The sequence below is a fragment of the Enterobacter sp. 22452 genome (assembly GCF_052045065.1).
In the GTDB taxonomy this organism is placed as follows: Bacteria; Pseudomonadota; Gammaproteobacteria; order Enterobacterales; family Enterobacteriaceae; genus Enterobacter; species Enterobacter mori.
In genome coordinates, this window is record NZ_JBQEOB010000004.1 from 241,648 (window position 1) to 257,891 (window position 16,244).

A 16,244-nucleotide genomic window follows, 5' to 3' on the forward strand; every position below is an offset into this window, starting at 1 on the left:
TTTTATTTCACGGACAGGTAAAACCCACATGAATCAGAGTCTGCTGGTGACAAAGCGCGACGGTACTACCGAGCGTATCAATCTGGACAAAATCCATCGAGTTCTCGACTGGGCAGCAGAAGGACTGAACAACGTATCTATTTCCCAGGTTGAACTGCGATCCCACATCCAGTTCTACGACGGCATCAAAACGTCTGATATCCACGAAACCATTATCAAAGCAGCGGCGGATCTGATCTCCCGCGACGCACCGGATTATCAGTACCTCGCTGCACGTCTGGCCATCTTCCACCTGCGTAAAAAAGCCTACGGCCAGTTTGAGCCGCCGAAGCTGTACGATCACGTGGTGAAAATGGTCGAGCTGGGCAAATACGACACGCATCTGCTGGAAGACTATACGGAAGAAGAGTTCGAGCAGATGAACGAGTTTATCGATCACTGGCGCGACATGAACTTCTCCTATGCGGCGGTGAAGCAGCTCGAAGGTAAATACCTGGTTCAGAACCGTGTGACGGGCGAAATCTACGAGAGCGCCCAGTTCCTCTATATTCTGGTGGCCGCTTGCCTGTTCTCTAACTACCCGCGTGAGACCCGCCTCTCCTACGTGAAGCGTTTCTACGATGCGGTCTCTACATTCAAGATTTCTCTGCCGACGCCAATTATGTCTGGCGTGCGTACCCCAACCCGTCAGTTCAGCTCCTGCGTATTGATCGAGTGTGGTGACAGCCTGGATTCCATCAACGCCACCTCCAGCGCCATCGTGAAATACGTTTCCCAGCGCGCCGGTATCGGCATCAATGCCGGTCGCATCCGTGCACTGGGTAGCCCGATTCGCGGCGGTGAAGCGTTCCACACCGGCTGTATTCCGTTCTATAAGCACTTCCAGACGGCAGTAAAATCCTGCTCTCAGGGCGGCGTGCGCGGCGGTGCTGCGACCCTGTTCTACCCAATGTGGCACCTGGAAGTGGAAAGCCTGCTGGTTCTGAAGAACAACCGCGGCGTGGAAGGCAACCGCGTGCGTCACATGGACTACGGCGTGCAGATCAACAAGCTGATGTACACCCGTCTGCTGAAGGGTGAAGACATCACCCTGTTTAGCCCGTCCGATGTGCCGGGCCTGTACGACGCGTTCTTCGCCGATCAGGACGAGTTCGAGCGTCTGTACACCAAATACGAAAAAGACGACAGCATCCGCAAGCAGCGCGTGAAGGCGGTAGACCTGTTCTCCCTGATGATGCAGGAACGTGCTTCTACCGGCCGTATCTACATCCAGAACGTGGACCACTGCAACACCCACAGCCCGTTTGACCCGGTCGTCGCACCAGTGCGCCAGTCTAACCTGTGCCTGGAGATCGCTCTGCCGACCAAACCGCTGGAAGACGTGAACGATGAAAACGGCGAAATCGCGCTGTGTACGCTGTCCGCGTTCAACCTGGGTGCAATTAAAACCCTGGACGAGCTGGAAGAGCTGGCCGTGCTGGCGGTTCGCGCGCTCGACGCCCTGCTGGACTACCAAGATTACCCAATCCCGGCCGCTAAACGCGGTGCAATGGGCCGTCGTACTCTGGGTATCGGCGTGATCAACTTCGCCTACTGGCTGGCGAAAAACGGCAAGCGTTACTCCGACGGCAGCGCCAACAACCTGACGCACCAGACGTTCGAAGCTATTCAGTACTACCTGATGAAAGCCTCTAACGAGCTGGCGAAAGAGCAAGGCGCGTGCCCGTGGTTCAACGAAACCACCTACGCGAAAGGCATTCTGCCAATCGACACCTACAAGAAAGACCTGGATGCGATTGTCAACGAGCCTCTGCACCTCGACTGGGAAGGCCTGCGCGAGTCCATCAAGACCCACGGCCTGCGTAACTCCACGCTCTCTGCCCTGATGCCGTCCGAGACCTCTTCGCAGATCTCCAACGCCACCAACGGCATTGAGCCGCCGCGCGGCCACGTCAGCATTAAAGCGTCGAAAGACGGCGTGCTGCGTCAGGTGGTACCGGATTACGAGACGCTGGGTAATAACTACGAACTGCTGTGGGAAATGCCAAACAACGACGGCTACCTGCAGCTGGTGGGTATCATGCAGAAGTTTATCGACCAGTCGATCTCTGCCAATACCAACTATGACCCGACGCGCTTCCCATCCGGCAAGGTTCCGATGCAGCAGCTGCTGAAAGACCTGCTTACCGCGTATAAGTTTGGCGTGAAAACCCTGTACTATCACAACACCCGTGACGGTGCGGAAGACGCGCAGGACGACATGGTGCCGTCAATTCAGGACGATGGCTGCGAAAGCGGCGCATGTAAGATCTAAGCACTTCGCCGGGTGGCGCTACGCTTACCCGGCCTACGGTTTTGTAGGCCCGGCAAACGCAGTGCCGCCGGGCAATAAAATCTCAACAGGACTCACCTCAATGGCATACACCACCTTTTCACAGACGAAAAACGACCAGCTCAAAGAGCCGATGTTCTTCGGCCAGCCGGTCAACGTGGCACGCTACGATCAGCAAAAATATGACATCTTCGAAAAGCTGATTGAAAAGCAACTCTCCTTCTTCTGGCGCCCGGAAGAAGTGGACGTTTCCCGCGACCGTATCGATTTCCAGGCATTGCCGGATCACGAAAAACATATCTTCCTCAGCAACCTGAAGTACCAGACGCTGCTGGACTCCATTCAGGGTCGTAGCCCGAACGTGGCGCTGCTGCCGCTGATCTCGATTCCTGAGCTGGAAACCTGGGTAGAAACCTGGGCGTTCTCCGAGACGATCCACTCCCGCTCTTACACCCACATCATCCGCAACATCGTGAACGATCCGGCAGTGGTGTTTGACGATATCGTCACCAACGAGCAGATCCAGAAGCGCGCGGAAGGCATTGCGCACTACTACGACGAGCTGATCGAGATGACCAGCTACTGGCATCTGCTGGGCGAAGGCACGCATAACGTGAACGGCAAAACCATTACCGTGAACCTTCGCGCGCTGAAAAAGCAGCTGTACCTGTGCCTGATGAGCGTTAACGCGCTGGAGGCGATCCGCTTCTACGTGAGCTTCGCCTGCTCCTTCGCCTTTGCCGAGCGCAAGCTGATGGAAGGCAACGCCAAAATCATCCGCCTGATCGCCCGTGACGAAGCCCTGCACCTGACCGGGACTCAGCACATGCTGAACCTGCTGCGCAGCGGCGCGGACGACCCGGAAATGGCTGCGATTGCCGAAGAGTGCAAGCAGGAATGCTACGATCTGTTCGTGCTGGCGGCCCAGCAGGAGAAAGAGTGGGCAGACTACCTGTTCCGCGACGGCTCCATGATTGGCCTGAACAAAGACATCCTGTGCCAGTATGTTGAGTACATCACCAACATCCGCATGCAGGCGGTCGGTCTCGACCTGCCATTCCAGACGCGCTCTAACCCAATCCCGTGGATCAACACCTGGCTGGTGTCCGATAACGTGCAGGTGGCGCCACAGGAAGTGGAAGTGAGTTCTTACCTGGTCGGTCAGATTGATTCTGAAGTCAACACCGACGACCTGAGCGACTTCCAGCTCTGATGACACGCGTAACGCTGAGCCTTTCGGGTACAGAAGTGCTGTGCCGGGAAGAGCACCCTTCTCTGCTGGTGGCGCTAGAAGCCCATCAGGTTGAAGTAGAGTACCAGTGTCGTGAAGGCTATTGCGGCTCCTGCCGCTGCCGTCTGGTCGCAGGCCAGGTGGACTGGCTGACCGAACCGCTGGCCTTTATCAACGAAGGGGAAATTTTGCCCTGCTGCTGCCGGGCAAAAGGCGATATTGAGATCGAGATGTGATGTTGTCCTTATCCCCTCTCCCGGTGGGAGAGGGTTAGGGTGAGGGCATCAGGCCGCAGAGCCTGATTGTCGGGTGGCGGCTTCGCCTTACCCGACCTACAAAACCTACTTCCGGTGAATGAATTCGACCGCTTTATCCGGGAAATCCGTAAACAGTCCGTCCACGCCCGCCTGGTTATACAACACCTCATAAAGCTGATTCACGTCCGTGGCATACTCCGGCAGCTGGTCTGCACGCACGGTATACGGATGGACCTGCATCTTGCTGGCATGCGCCTCTTTCACCATCGCCGTCAGCTTCACGTGGCCCGGCGTAGAGCCTTCCGCCACCAGCATATGGTAATCCGGCCCGATACCATCGGCGTACTGCGCAATCTGCTTCATCGCGCCCGGCTTAAACATCCAGTCGTAGTTGTAGTTCACCCACTTCCCGTCCGGCTGCTTCTCCTGGGTTTCATTCCAGTCGGTATAGGCAATCAGCTGTACCAGATTGAGATCCATCCCCATCTTCGGCTCCAGCTCGGTTTTGATGCGCTTCAGCTCGGCGGCGTCAAAACACTGCAGGTAAACTTTGTCCTTCTTGCTGGTGTAGCCGTACTGTTTCAGCACCTCCAGCGTCTTCGCGGCAATGTCTTTCCCTTCCTGATGGTGGAACCACGGCGCTTTAATCTCCGGGTAGATACCGATGTTTTTACCGGTGGAGTGGTTCAGCCCCTGAACAAACTCAATCTCCTCCTGGAAGGTATGAATGCGGAAGTCGGACTTGCCCATCGGGAAACGTCCCGGATAGACCTGCACCTTCTTGCCGTTTTCAATCTCGAAGCCTTCGGTAAACTTCAGCGAGCGGATCTCAGCCAGCGTGAAGTCGATGGCGTAGTAGCGCCCATCTTTTCGCGCGCGGTCCGGGAAGCGCTCCGCCACGTCCGTCACGCGGTCAAGATAATGGTCATGCAGGACGACCAGCTGGTCGTCCTTAGTCATCACCAGATCCTGCTCCAGATAATCCGCGCCCTGGGCATAGGCCATCGCTTTCGCCGGGAGTGTATGCTCCGGCAGATAGCCGCTGGCACCGCGGTGGGCAATAACGATTTTATCGGCCGCCAGCGCGGAGCCTGTCATCAGGCCCGCCAGCAGCAGGCCGGTTGCAAGTTGGGTTAATTTCATCGCAATGCTCCTTATTGACGACGCGCCAGTACTTCCGCGTGGTGACGTTTTTCACCAATCATCACCACAATCAGCAGCAGTACAGCCAACACGCTACCGCCAATCATCACCATAAAACCGCCGTCCCAGCCGAAGAAGTCAACGGTGTAGCCCACGATGGCGCTCGCCGCGACCGAACCGCCGAGATAGCCGAACAGACCGGTAAAGCCCGCCGCCGTGCCTGCCGCTTTTTTCGGGGCCAGCTCCAGGGCATGCAGGCCAATCAGCATCACCGGACCGTAAATCAGGAAACCGATAACGATCATGCAGGCCATATCTACTGACGGGTTGCCCGGCGGGTTGAGCCAGTAAACGACGGTGGCAATGGTCACCAGGGTCATAAAGAACACGCCCGTCGCACCGCGGTTGCCCTTGAACACTTTGTCTGACATCCAGCCGCAAAGCAGCGTGCCCGGGATCCCGGCATATTCATACAGGAAATAGGCCCAGGAGGATTTATCCAGCGCGAAGTGCTTCACCTCTTTCAGGTAGGTTGGCGACCAGTCGAGGATGCCGTAGCGCAGCAGGTAAACGAACACGTTGGCGACCGCGATGTACCACAGCAGCTTGTTGGGCAGCACGTACTTCATGAAGATCTGTTTTGCGGTCAGCTCTTCTTCATGCTCCTTGCTGTAATCATCCGGATAGTCGTTTTTGTACTCTTCAATCGGCGGCAAGCCACAGGACTGCGGCGTATCGCGCATCAGCGCAAAGGCAATAATCGCCACGACGATGGCGCCAAAGGCGGGCATATACAGCGCGGCTTTCCAGTCGTTGAACCAGGCCATACCGAGCAGGAACAGCAGAGGCGGAAGCCCGCCGCCGACGTTATGGGCACAGTTCCACACCGACACGATGCCGCCGCGCTCTTTCTGCGACCACCAGTGCACCATGGTACGTCCGCACGGCGGCCACCCCATTCCCTGGAACCAGCCGCAGAGGAACAGCAGCACGAACATAATCGCAATACTGGACGTCGCCCACGGCACGAAGCCCATGAACAACATCACCGCAGCGGCCAGAATCAGGCCGGCAGGCAGGAACACGCGCGGATTCGAGCGATCCGACACCGAGCCCATGATGAATTTAGAAAAACCGTAGGCGATGGAGATCCCCGACAGCGCGAACCCCAGATCGCCGCGGGAGAAGCCCTGCTCTACCAGATACGGCATGGCGAGCGCAAAGTTTTTACGCACAAGGTAGTACGCCGCGTACCCGAAGAAGATCCCCAGGAAGATTTGCCAACGCAGACGGCGGTAAAGCGGATCAATTTCTGCCTCTGGCAGACGCGCACGATGCGGCGCGGGTTTGAAGATACTGAGCATGACAGCCTCCGTGGCCTTGAATTAAATGGGCAGGTGGCTCGCACCTGAATTCCAGTGGCGGGGATGTTAAGAAATCACGGTGATTGTTACTGTGAATCAACGCACAGATTGTTACAGAAATATGACAGAATGCGCAAAAAAGCGCATGAAATCACGTTTCACTTTCGAATTTCGCGCGTTTATGTTCGAAATCAAACAAACCACACGATTGATATGGCTAAATGATAAAAAAACGAACATAGAGGGTAAACAATGACCATTCACGATCCTCGTTATAGCGATGTGATAATCATTGGTGGTGGTGCAACCGGCGCCGGGATCGCACGCGACTGCGCCCTGCGCGGCCTCAGCGTAACGCTTCTGGAGCGTCATGATATTGCCACAGGCGCAACCGGGCGTAACCACGGCCTGCTGCACAGCGGCGCGCGGTATGCGGTGACCGACGGTGAATCCGCGCGCGAATGTATTGCTGAAAACCAGATCCTCAAGCGTATCGCCCGCCACTGCATTGAGCCGACTGACGGCCTCTTTATTACCCTGCCCGAAGATGACCTCGCCTTTCAGAAGACCTTTATTACCGCCTGCACCGCGGCGGGCATTCAGGCGGAGGCCATGGACCCGGCGCAGGCGAGGCGGCTGGAACCGTCGGTTAACCCGGCGCTTATCGGCGCGGTGAAGGTGCCTGACGGCACCGTCGACCCCTTCCGCCTGACGGCCGCCAATATGCTGGACGCCCGCGAGCATGGCGCGCGAATTCTGACCGGGCACGAAGTGACCGGGCTTATCCGCGAAGGTCATCGCATCTGCGGCGTGCGGCTCCTTGATACGCAGTACAACGAACACAGCGAACTGTATGCCGCCGTAGTGGTCAACGCAGCGGGGATCTGGGGGCAGCGCATTGCGGAATACGCCGACCTGTCGGTGCGCATGTTCCCGGCGAAAGGATCGCTGCTGATCCTCGACCACCGCATCAATAACCACGTGATCAACCGCTGCCGCAAGCCGTCCGACGCCGATATCCTCGTCCCGGGCGACACCATTTCGTTAATCGGTACCACCTCAACCCACGTCGACTACAGCGAAATTGACTACAACCGCGTGACCGCTGAAGAGGTCGACATCCTGCTGCGGGAAGGGGAAAAACTGGCCCCGGTAATGGCGCAGACGCGTATTCTGCGCGCCTACGCGGGCGTGCGTCCGCTGGTCGCCAGCGACAACGACCCGAGCGGACGCAACGTCAGCCGGGGCATCGTGCTGCTCGATCACGCCGGGCGCGACGGCATGGACGGATTTATCACCATCACAGGCGGCAAGCTGATGACCTACCGCCTGATGGCCGAGTGGGCGACCGATGCCGTCTGCCGCAAGCTGGGGAATACCGAAGCCTGCGTGACGGCAGACCAGCCGCTGCCCGGCTCGCGGCAGTCCACCGAAAAAACCCTGCAAAAAATCATCTCCCTGCCCGCGCCGCTGCGCGGATCCGCGATTTACCGCCACGGCGACAGAACGCCACAGTGGCTCGGTGAAGGACGGCTGAGCCGCAGCCTGGTGTGCGAGTGCGAAGCCGTCACCGCCGGTGAGGTGCAGTACGCGGTGGAGAGCCTGACGGTCAATAGCCTGCTCGACCTCCGCCGCCGCACCCGCGTGGGCATGGGCACCTGCCAGGGCGAGCTGTGCGCCTGTCGTGCCGCCGGCCTGCTGCAGCGTTTTCACACCACCACCGCTACCCAGTCGCTCGATCAGCTCAGCGCGTTTTTAAACGAGCGCTGGAAAGGCATTCAACCTGTCGCCTGGGGGGACGCCCTGCGCGAAAGCGAATTTACCCGCTGGGTCTACCAGGGACTTTGCGGTCTTGAGAAGGAGCAACACGATGAAATTTGATACCGTGATTGTCGGCGGCGGGCTGGCAGGCTTGCTCTGCGGCATCAAACTCACGAAGCGGGGGCTGCGCTGCGCCATTATCACCCGCGGCCAGAGCGCCCTGCACTTCTCGTCGGGATCGCTGGATCTGGTGGATGAAGCGTACCGCGATACGCTGCCGCCGGAGCACCCGTATCACCTGATTGGCGCGCACAACGTTGACCGTTTTGCCCTGGAAACCGAAGCGCTGCTGGCGGACTGCGGCGCGCGTCTGAAGGGAAGCGCCAGGCAAAATCACCAGCGCGTCACGCCGCTCGGCACCCTGCGCTCCGCGTGGCTCAGCCCGGAAGAGGTGCCCGTCGCCTCCATTCACGCCGCGCGCGTGCGGGTGGTGGGCATTAGCGGCTTTCTGGATTTTCAGCCCCATCTCGCGGCGGCGTCACTTTGTCGCCAGGGCGTTAACGCCGAGACGGCAGAGATAGAACTGCCTGAACTGGATGTCCTGCGCGATAGCCCGAGCGAGTTTCGCGCGGTAAATATCGCCCGGTTTCTGGATAACGAGGACAAATGGCCGCTGCTGTATGCCGCGCTCAGGCCGCTCGGCGAAACCTGCGATGCCCTGTTGATGCCCGCCTGCTTTGGTTTAAACGACAACCGGCTCTGGCGCTGGCTGTCCGATCGTCTGCCCTGCTCGCTCGGCCTGCTGCCTACGCTTCCCCCTTCCGTGCCGGGCATTCGTCTGCACGCCCAGCTTCAGCGCCAGTTTGTTGCGCAGGGCGGCGTGTGGATGGCGGGTGATGAGGTGAAAAAAATTACCCTGACCGACGGCGCGGTGAGCGAAATCTGGACGCGAAACCATGATGATATTCCGCTCCGCGCGCGCTACGCGGTACTGGCAAGTGGGAGTTTCTTCAGCAACGGGCTGCTGAGCACACGCGACGGCATTCGGGAAGCCATTATGGGGCTGGATGTCCGGCAGAGCGCTTCCCGCGCGGACTGGTATCAGAGTGATTTCTTCACGCCGCAGCCCTGGCAGCAGTTCGGCGTCATCGCCGATACGCATCTGCACCCGCAGCTTTCCGGTAAATCGATCGGCAATCTCTTCGCCATCGGCTCCGTACTGGGAGGATACGATCCCATCGCACAGGGCTGCGGCGGCGGGGTTTGCGCCGTCACGGCGCTCCACGTTGCAGAGCAGATTATTCAGCGCACGGAGGCTGCACAATGAACGACACCCGTTTCGAAAGCTGCATCAAATGCACGGTCTGCACCACCGTCTGCCCGGTCAGCGGCGTGAACCCGCGCTACCCCGGTCCGAAGCAGGCCGGGCCGGACGGCGAGCGTCTTCGTCTGAAGGACGGCAAGCTGTACGACGAGGCGCTGAAATACTGCATCAACTGCAAACGCTGCGAAGTCGCCTGCCCGTCGGATGTTAAAATCGGCGATATCATCCAGCGCGCCCGCGCGCGCTACAGCACGCAGAAACCCACACTGCGCGATGCGATCCTGAGCCATACCGATCTGATGGGCAGCGTCTCGACACCCTTTGCCCCGCTGGTGAATGCCGCGACCTCACTCAAGCCGGTGCGTCAGCTGCTGGATGCCACGCTTAAAATCGACCATCACCGCAGCCTGCCGAAATATTCTCACGGCACCTTCCGCCGCTGGTACAAGTCCGTCGCGGCGGAACAGGCCCAGTACGCCGACCAGGTGGCCTTTTTCCACGGCTGCTATGTGAATTACAACCACCCGCAGCTGGGTAAAGATCTGCTGAAAGTGCTGAACACCATGGGAACCGGCGTACAGCTCCTTAGCAAGGAGAAGTGCTGCGGCGTCCCGCTGATTGCCAACGGATTTACCGATAAAGCGCGTAAGCAGGCGAAAAGTAACGTCTCGTCGCTGCGCGAGGCCATCGTCGACAAGGGGATCCCGGTACTGGCCACCTCGTCCACCTGTACCTTTACGCTGCGCGATGAGTATCCGCACCTGCTGGATGTCGATAATACCGGACTGCGCGAGCATATTGAGCTGGCGACGCGCTTCCTGTGGCGCAAGCTGGACGGCGGACAGACGCTGCCGCTGAAGGCATTACCGCTGAAGGTGGTCTATCACACGCCGTGTCACATGGAAAAAATGGGCTGGTCGCTCTATACGCTGGAGCTATTGCGGCTTATACCGGGGCTGGAGCTGACGGTGCTGGACTCACGCTGCTGCGGGATTGCGGGCACCTACGGCTTTAAGCGTGAAAACTACGAAACGTCACAGGCGATTGGCGCTCCGCTGTTCCGCCAGATTGAAGAGAGCGGTGCGGATATCGTGGTAACGGACTGCGAAACCTGCAAGTGGCAGATTGAGATGTCCACCAGCAAACGCTGCGAACATCCCATTACCCTGCTGGCGAAAGCGCTGGGGTAAGCATTGCCGGGGCGAGAGACCCCGGCAAACGCATCATTCGATAAACAGCGACTCCACGACGTTAATCCAGCCGTGCTCGCTGGCGACTTCTTTACCGTTCAGCCAGCGGCGTAGCATGTTCAGCGCCATCATCGCGCAGACCTCCTGACGTACCGCCAGGCTGTGGCGCGTGATGCTCATTTTCACCCGCAGCGCATGCGTGCCTTCCGGCGTTGCCAGCGCAAAATTGAGATGTTCCTCATCCAGCCCGCCCACAAACATCGCCAGACCGGCAAAGTGTTTCACCCTGCGCTCTGACGCCCAGCGCGCGGTCTGCGCCAGCGTCTCCTGCTGGAACGGCACCACTTCACTGGCGAGCAGCGGCGCATTCACGCGGGAAAGCTGCAGCGCCAGCAGGCCGCCGGTGAACTGTTCGCTGAGGGTGACGCTCAGCTGACGGGACTGAAGGCTCTGGGCAATCTGTGCGGGCAGCCCCTCCGTGCCTTCAAAGATCAGGCTTTCGCCCGCGACGCGCTGCACTTCAGGCCACAGCGCCAGCATGGCGGCTTTTTCCGTCGCCGGGCCGGTCAGCTTGAGTTCGATAATGGGCATTGACGAGCGATAGCCCATCGAGACGCCCGGCGGCAGCTGGAGATGATCCAGGCTCTGGGCCAGATCGCTTTCCGAGCGGCCAAAGGTGGTCAGACGCAGACACAGCGGCGGCTCTGGCAGCGTAAAGCGCGCACGCAGGCGCGGCAGGATTTGCTGCTCGACCATCACTTTAAATTCAGAAGGCACGCCGGGGGTGAAGAACATCAGGCAGCGGTTTAGCTGTAAGGCAAACCCGCAGGCGGTACCGACCGGGTTATCAACCAGTTCCGCACTGGCCGGGATTTCAGCCTGCTTGCGGTTGCTGGGTGCCATCACGCGACCACGATCGGAGAAGAAGCGTTCCATCTGCGCCAGCCACGCCTCGTGCAATACCAGCCCCTCGCCTTTCGCGGTGGCGGCAGCCAGCGCGCTGAGATCGTCGCTGGTGGGGCCGAGTCCACCGTTCACAATCAACACGTCGCAGTGCTCGCTGCGCTCGCGAAGAACGTTCACCAGTGACTCAAGATTGTCGCCCACGGTGTTGCGGCGCGTTAACGGTAATCCTTGCTCAAAGAATAAATCGGCAAGCCAGGCGGCATTGGTGTCAATAATTTGCCCATGCAGCACTTCGTCGCCGGTGGATAACATCTCCACGTTAATCATTGTGTTCTCCCGCTTATATGGTCGAAACACTATAGCGCAATTGAATGGGGGGAGCAGAGAGAAACTGGCGCGACAGAACGCCGCGCCGAAGAGATTAGAAGCCTGCGCTCACGCCCACGTAAGGGCCATCAGCCAGCGCGTTGTCGCGGTTGCCGTCTTTACCCGCCAGGTTCAGATAGCGATAACCCGCTTCGATAGTGATCGGACGCATGATAGTCCAGCGCGCACCGGCATTGGCTTCTTCGTAGCTTTCGATACCGCTGGAGAGCGAATCCGGAGAGTAGTAGTACTCGCCGAACAGACCGAAGCTGTCGCCAATTTTCCACTGCAGGCCGCCGCCGACCGCCGCCGCGTAGCCTTCGTCGCCGTCGTTCGGGTTGGTGTAGATCCCTTTGCCGCCGACGGTCGCCAGGAATGGACCAAGAGGAACGTTGAAGCCGAGCCCAAGGCTTGCCGCATCGCCGTCGTCATCGTTATGCGTCCAGCCGCCGGTCATTGCCAGACCGGCGCTATCCGTGCCAAGACCAAAGCCCAGATGGGTGTAATCCTCACCCGCCGAGCCGTTGAAGCTAATGGCGTTAGCCGCCGAAGAGATAACCATCAGGCCTAAGCCCATTAATGCCACTTTTTTCATTGTCGTGATCCCGCACAATTTATAGATAATAAGTCCCAAAACCGCGAGATTTTAACCTGCCTCACTGCGGGATCAAGCACTCTGCGTGCGTCAGACAATTAGTTTGTAACGATTTGATAATATCTGCCTTTATCCCATCAGCAGAAAACGCATTTTCACACTCAGCCCGCCTAAGTGTTCACTGCGGGAAAGTTGAAGATGGCTGCGGTGCAGCCGGGCAATATCGCTCGCCAGCGCCAGCCCGATGCCGGACCCTGCTGCGTCACCGACGTTATCCAGACGGCGAAACGGCAGCATCGCCTGCGGGATCAGATTTTCCGCAATCCCCGGCCCGCTGTCTTCCACGCTCAGGTCAACCGCGCCGTTATCCACGCGCAGGTAAACCGTTACGATCCCGTGCTCCGGCGTGTATTTGATGGCGTTCTCCAGCAGGTTTGCGCACAGCTCGCCCAGCAAAACCTCATCGCCTTCGATGATCGTCGGCTGCAGCTCACCGTCGTACCCCAGGTCAATCGCTTTGCTGCGCGCCTGCGCCAGCCGTGAAAAGCAACAATTCTGCACGACCTGCACCAGATCCACCGGGATAAACTGCCGCTCCCCCTGCTCTTTTCGCTTCACCGCCGAAAGCTGAAGCAGGCGTTCAGTCAGCACAATGGTGTTATCCAGCGTCACATTCATCGCCCGTAAACTCTCCTGCCACAGCGCCGGATCGTCCCGCGTCAGGGCTACCGAGACCTGCGTTTTCAGCACCGCAAGCGGGGTTTTAAGCTGGTGAGAGGCATCGGCATTAAAGCGCTCCTGCCGCGACAGCACTCCACGCAGTCGGTCAATATAGCGGTTGAAGGCCACAATCAGCAGACGCGTTTCTGACCAGGGCAGCAGCTCGGGCAGCGGAGACAGCAGCCCCGGCTCCCGACGCACCATGAGCGAGGAAAGCTGGCGCATCGGGCGCAGCACGCGACGCAACAGCCAGGCGGTTAAGATCAGCGTCAGCAGGACCAGCAGCCCCTGAGATACCCATGACGAAAAAAGCAGCTGGCTGGCAAGATAGCGACGGGACTGCAGCGTTTCAGCAACATAGATCTCCGCCATCCCGACGACGTTATCTTCGTTGATGGGCTGAAGCAGCTTCGCCACGCGAATCGCCTGCCCGCGATACTCGGTGTGATAAAACCATGCCAGCGCCGGGTAGAGCGTGGTGCGCGAGGTTGAAGGGGGCATCTTCGGCAGGTCGTCGTAGCCGGAAATCACCCGCCCGGTGGGGTCGACCACCTTGTAATACAGCCTGTCATTCATGTTGAGCTCAAAGCTGTCGAGCACCACCCAGGGCACATTCACCTGCAGCTTGCCGTTATGCACTTCAAGCCGCTCAGAGACCGTACGCGCCGACGATAACAGCGTGCGGTCGTAAGCCTGCGTCGCCGCCTGCAGGGCGCTGACGTAGCTATTAAACGCTGATAATCCCCATAACAGCAGCAGCGGTAACCCCAGAAACAGCAGAAGTTGCAGATAAAGGGACTGCGGTTTAGCCCACTTCATCGCCACACTCCAGCACGTAACCCAGCCCGCGCAGGGTGGTAATCTTCACCCCGCTGCCGCTCAGTTTTTTGCGCAGACGATGGATGTAGAGATCGATGCTCTCCGGGCTCACGTCGTCGTTCAGGCTAAACACCTGGTCGAACAGCTGCTGGCGGGAAACGGGCCGGGTCCGGCGGTGCATCAGCACCTTCAGCAGGGAAAGCTCGCGCGGCGTCAGGGAGAGCGGTTCATCGTGCAGCAGAAAAAAACCGTCATCGTCGTATTCCAGCTCGCCCAAAAGCTGACGCTCCTTGGTTCGCCCTTCGCTTCTGCGCAGCAGCGCGCGCAGCCGCGCATCAAGTTCTTCCAGTTCAAACGGCTTCGGCAGATAGTCATCCGCCCCGGCGTTCAGTCCTTTCACCCTGTCCGCCACGTTGCTGCGGGCAGTGAGAAACAGCACGGGAAGCGTCTGCCCGCGCTTTCGCAGGCGATGGACCACCTCCAGCCCGTCAAATCCGGGCATACCGATGTCCAGAATAGCGACGGCATAGTTTTCACCCTGCAACAGATGATCGGCCGCCCGCCCGTCGTTAACGCAGTCCACGGCAAAACCTCCCTGCACCAGCGCTTTCTCCAGCCAGTGAGCCAGCTCACGATTATCTTCCGCCAGTAAGAGACGCATATCACATCCTGTAAAGTTCGTGTCGCAGTGAAAGGGAAATGAAAGGTTAATGTTTTAACAATCACGCAACGGAACCGCTACAAGGTGGTTCACATAATCAGAAAAAAAGCCCCGTACCCGTACTCCCGGTTCTCCGGCGTGAGGATAAACGATGAAAAAACAATTACTTTCGACCCTTGCTGCAAGCGTATTGATGTTGAGTGCCTCTGTCGTCCAGGCGCAGGATGTCCCGTCCCGCACCGAATGTATCGCCCCGGCCAAACCGGGCGGCGGCTTTGACCTGACCTGTAAGCTGATTCAGGTCAGCCTGCTGGAGACAAAAGCCATCGAAAAACCGATGCGCGTCACCTACATGCCGGGCGGCGTGGGGGCGGTAGCGTATAACGCCATTGTGGCGCAGCGCCCTGCCGAAGCGGGCACCGTGGTGGCCTTCTCCGGCGGCTCGCTGCTGAACCTGTCGCAGGGCAAGTTTGGCCGCTACGGCGTGGACGATGTGCGCTGGCTCGCGACCGTTGGAACGGATTACGGCATGATCGCCGTTCGCGCTGATTCCCCGTGGAAATCGCTGAAAGACCTGCTGACTGCGATGGAAAAAGACCCGAACAGCGTGGTGATTGGCGCCGGTGCGTCGATCGGCAGCCAGGACTGGATGAAAGCCGCTCTGCTGGCGCAGCAGGCAAAAGTGGACCCACACAAGATGCGCTACGTCGCCTTTGAAGGCGGCGGCGAGCCGGTCACGGCGCTGATGGGCAATCACGTGCAGGCCGTCTCCGGCGATCTCAGTGAAATGGTGCCTTACCTGAGCGGGGATAAAATCCGCGTGCTGGCGGTCTTCTCGGAAAACCGTCTGCCGGGCCAGCTGGCGAACGTCCCTACCGCCAAAGAGCAAGGCTACAACCTGATCTGGCCGATTATTCGCGGCTTCTTCGTTGGGCCGAAAGTGACCGACGCCGAATACCAGTGGTGGGTGGATGCCTTCGCCAAACTCCAGCAAACCGATGAGTTCAAAAAGCAGCGCGATCTGCGCGGCCTGTTTGAGTTCAACCTCAACGGTAAGCAGCTGGACGAGTATGTCAAAAAACAGGTGAATGACTACCGCGAACAGGCGAAAGCCTTCGGTCTGGCGAAGTAAACGGAGGCGCTATGAGCGATCGTATTTTTGCCGGGATATGGCTGCTGCTCTGCATTGGCGGGTTGTTCGTCGCCTGGCAGATCCACAGCGAATACAGCTATGAACCGGTGGGGCCACGCCCCTTTCCGATGGGCATCATCGGCCTGATGCTGCTTTGCTCAGTGGCCCTGCTGCTGCGCCATCCGGATACCGTGGAGTGGCCGCCCAGACGCATTCTGCAACGTCTGCTGGTAATGGTAATTGTGTTGCTGATGTACGCGTGGGGATTTGAGTGGCTTGGCTTCCCGATTGCCACCGCTATCCTGACGATGGTGATCGGCATGTTGTTTAACGCCACGCTGCCCACAGCGGGGCTCTCGGGTGCGGTACTGGGCATTTTACTCTGGTACGCCTTCGACCGCCTGCTGGACGTGACCTTACCCCTTGGCGCATGGTTTAACTAA

At 58.8% G+C, this 16,244-nt stretch carries 14 protein-coding genes; 8 read left to right on the forward strand and 6 right to left on the reverse strand.

All coding sequences use genetic code 11. The features are described from left to right. Window positions 1–28: 28 nt before the first annotated feature. The 3 genes from nrdA to yfaE all read left to right on the forward strand — a co-directional run bounded on the left by nrdA (window position 29) and on the right by yfaE (window position 3,799). Window positions 29–2,314: a class 1a ribonucleoside-diphosphate reductase subunit alpha gene (gene nrdA / locus ACTJJA_RS13695; RefSeq protein ID WP_440668459.1), complete on the forward strand. Its 2,286-nt coding sequence runs from the start codon at window positions 29–31 to the stop codon at window positions 2,312–2,314. A 100-nt stretch (window positions 2,315–2,414) separates the two neighbouring features. Then, window positions 2,415–3,545, forward strand: a complete 1,131-nt coding sequence (nrdB, locus tag ACTJJA_RS13700; RefSeq protein ID WP_010433416.1) for a class Ia ribonucleoside-diphosphate reductase subunit beta — start codon at window positions 2,415–2,417, stop codon at window positions 3,543–3,545. Next, entirely contained in the window at window positions 3,545–3,799 is a 255-nt protein-coding gene (yfaE, locus tag ACTJJA_RS13705; protein WP_440668460.1) for a class I ribonucleotide reductase maintenance protein YfaE, read from the forward strand. The genes nrdB and yfaE overlap by 1 nt, the downstream gene beginning before the upstream one ends. A gap of 105 nt (window positions 3,800–3,904) precedes the next feature. Here yfaE and glpQ read toward each other — a convergent pair whose 3' ends face one another. Next, entirely contained in the window at window positions 3,905–4,963 is a 1,059-nt protein-coding gene (gene glpQ, locus ACTJJA_RS13710; RefSeq protein WP_440668461.1) for a glycerophosphodiester phosphodiesterase, read from the reverse strand. Between the two features lie 11 nt (window positions 4,964–4,974). After that, on the reverse strand, window positions 4,975–6,327 hold the full coding sequence (glpT, locus tag ACTJJA_RS13715) for a glycerol-3-phosphate transporter (RefSeq protein ID WP_089597932.1): 1,353 nt from the start codon (window positions 6,325–6,327) through the stop codon (window positions 4,975–4,977). A gap of 252 nt (window positions 6,328–6,579) precedes the next feature. Between glpT and glpA the strand changes: the two genes are divergently transcribed. The 3 genes from glpA to glpC are packed head-to-tail and all read left to right on the forward strand — an operon-like array spanning window position 6,580 to window position 10,602. Further along, entirely contained in the window at window positions 6,580–8,208 is a 1,629-nt protein-coding gene (gene glpA, locus ACTJJA_RS13720; protein WP_440668462.1) for an anaerobic glycerol-3-phosphate dehydrogenase subunit A, read from the forward strand. Further along, window positions 8,198–9,415 (forward strand): glycerol-3-phosphate dehydrogenase subunit GlpB, encoded by a 1,218-nt coding sequence (glpB, locus tag ACTJJA_RS13725; protein WP_440668463.1) that lies wholly within the window; start codon window positions 8,198–8,200, stop codon window positions 9,413–9,415. Before glpA ends, glpB begins: the two co-directional genes overlap by 11 nt. Beyond that, window positions 9,412–10,602 (forward strand): anaerobic glycerol-3-phosphate dehydrogenase subunit GlpC, encoded by a 1,191-nt coding sequence (gene glpC / locus ACTJJA_RS13730; protein WP_440668464.1) that lies wholly within the window; start codon window positions 9,412–9,414, stop codon window positions 10,600–10,602. The genes glpB and glpC overlap by 4 nt, the downstream gene beginning before the upstream one ends. Window positions 10,603–10,635: 33 nt before the next feature. Here glpC and ACTJJA_RS13735 read toward each other — a convergent pair whose 3' ends face one another. From ACTJJA_RS13735 to tctD, 4 genes are all read right to left on the reverse strand, one after another. After that, the gene (locus tag ACTJJA_RS13735; RefSeq protein ID WP_126816620.1) at window positions 10,636–11,835 is read right to left on the reverse strand and encodes a nicotinamide mononucleotide deamidase-related protein YfaY; all 1,200 of its coding nucleotides are present in this window, start codon (window positions 11,833–11,835) and stop codon (window positions 10,636–10,638) included. A 94-nt stretch (window positions 11,836–11,929) separates the two neighbouring features. Further along, the gene (locus tag ACTJJA_RS13740) at window positions 11,930–12,469 is read right to left on the reverse strand and encodes a YfaZ family outer membrane protein (protein ID WP_010433398.1); all 540 of its coding nucleotides are present in this window, start codon (window positions 12,467–12,469) and stop codon (window positions 11,930–11,932) included. A 129-nt stretch (window positions 12,470–12,598) separates the two neighbouring features. Further along, window positions 12,599–14,008 carry a sensor histidine kinase gene (locus ACTJJA_RS13745; RefSeq protein WP_440668465.1) on the reverse strand — a complete coding sequence of 470 codons (1,410 nt, stop codon included), beginning with the start codon at window positions 14,006–14,008 and terminating at the stop codon, window positions 12,599–12,601. Next, complete coding sequence (tctD, locus tag ACTJJA_RS13750) at window positions 13,995–14,669, reverse strand: transcriptional regulator TctD (protein WP_440668466.1); 675 nt, start codon at window positions 14,667–14,669, stop codon at window positions 13,995–13,997. Before tctD ends, ACTJJA_RS13745 begins: the two co-directional genes overlap by 14 nt. Window positions 14,670–14,820: 151 nt before the next feature. Here tctD and ACTJJA_RS13755 point away from each other — a divergent pair, with 151 nt between their 5' ends. Together ACTJJA_RS13755 and ACTJJA_RS13760 are read left to right on the forward strand one after the other, a co-directional pair. Next, window positions 14,821–15,801, forward strand: coding sequence for a Bug family tripartite tricarboxylate transporter substrate binding protein (locus ACTJJA_RS13755; RefSeq protein WP_440668467.1), 981 nt, complete (start codon window positions 14,821–14,823; stop codon window positions 15,799–15,801). Window positions 15,802–15,812: 11 nt separating this feature from the next. Further along, window positions 15,813–16,244 (forward strand): tripartite tricarboxylate transporter TctB family protein, encoded by a 432-nt coding sequence (locus tag ACTJJA_RS13760; protein WP_440668468.1) that lies wholly within the window; start codon window positions 15,813–15,815, stop codon window positions 16,242–16,244.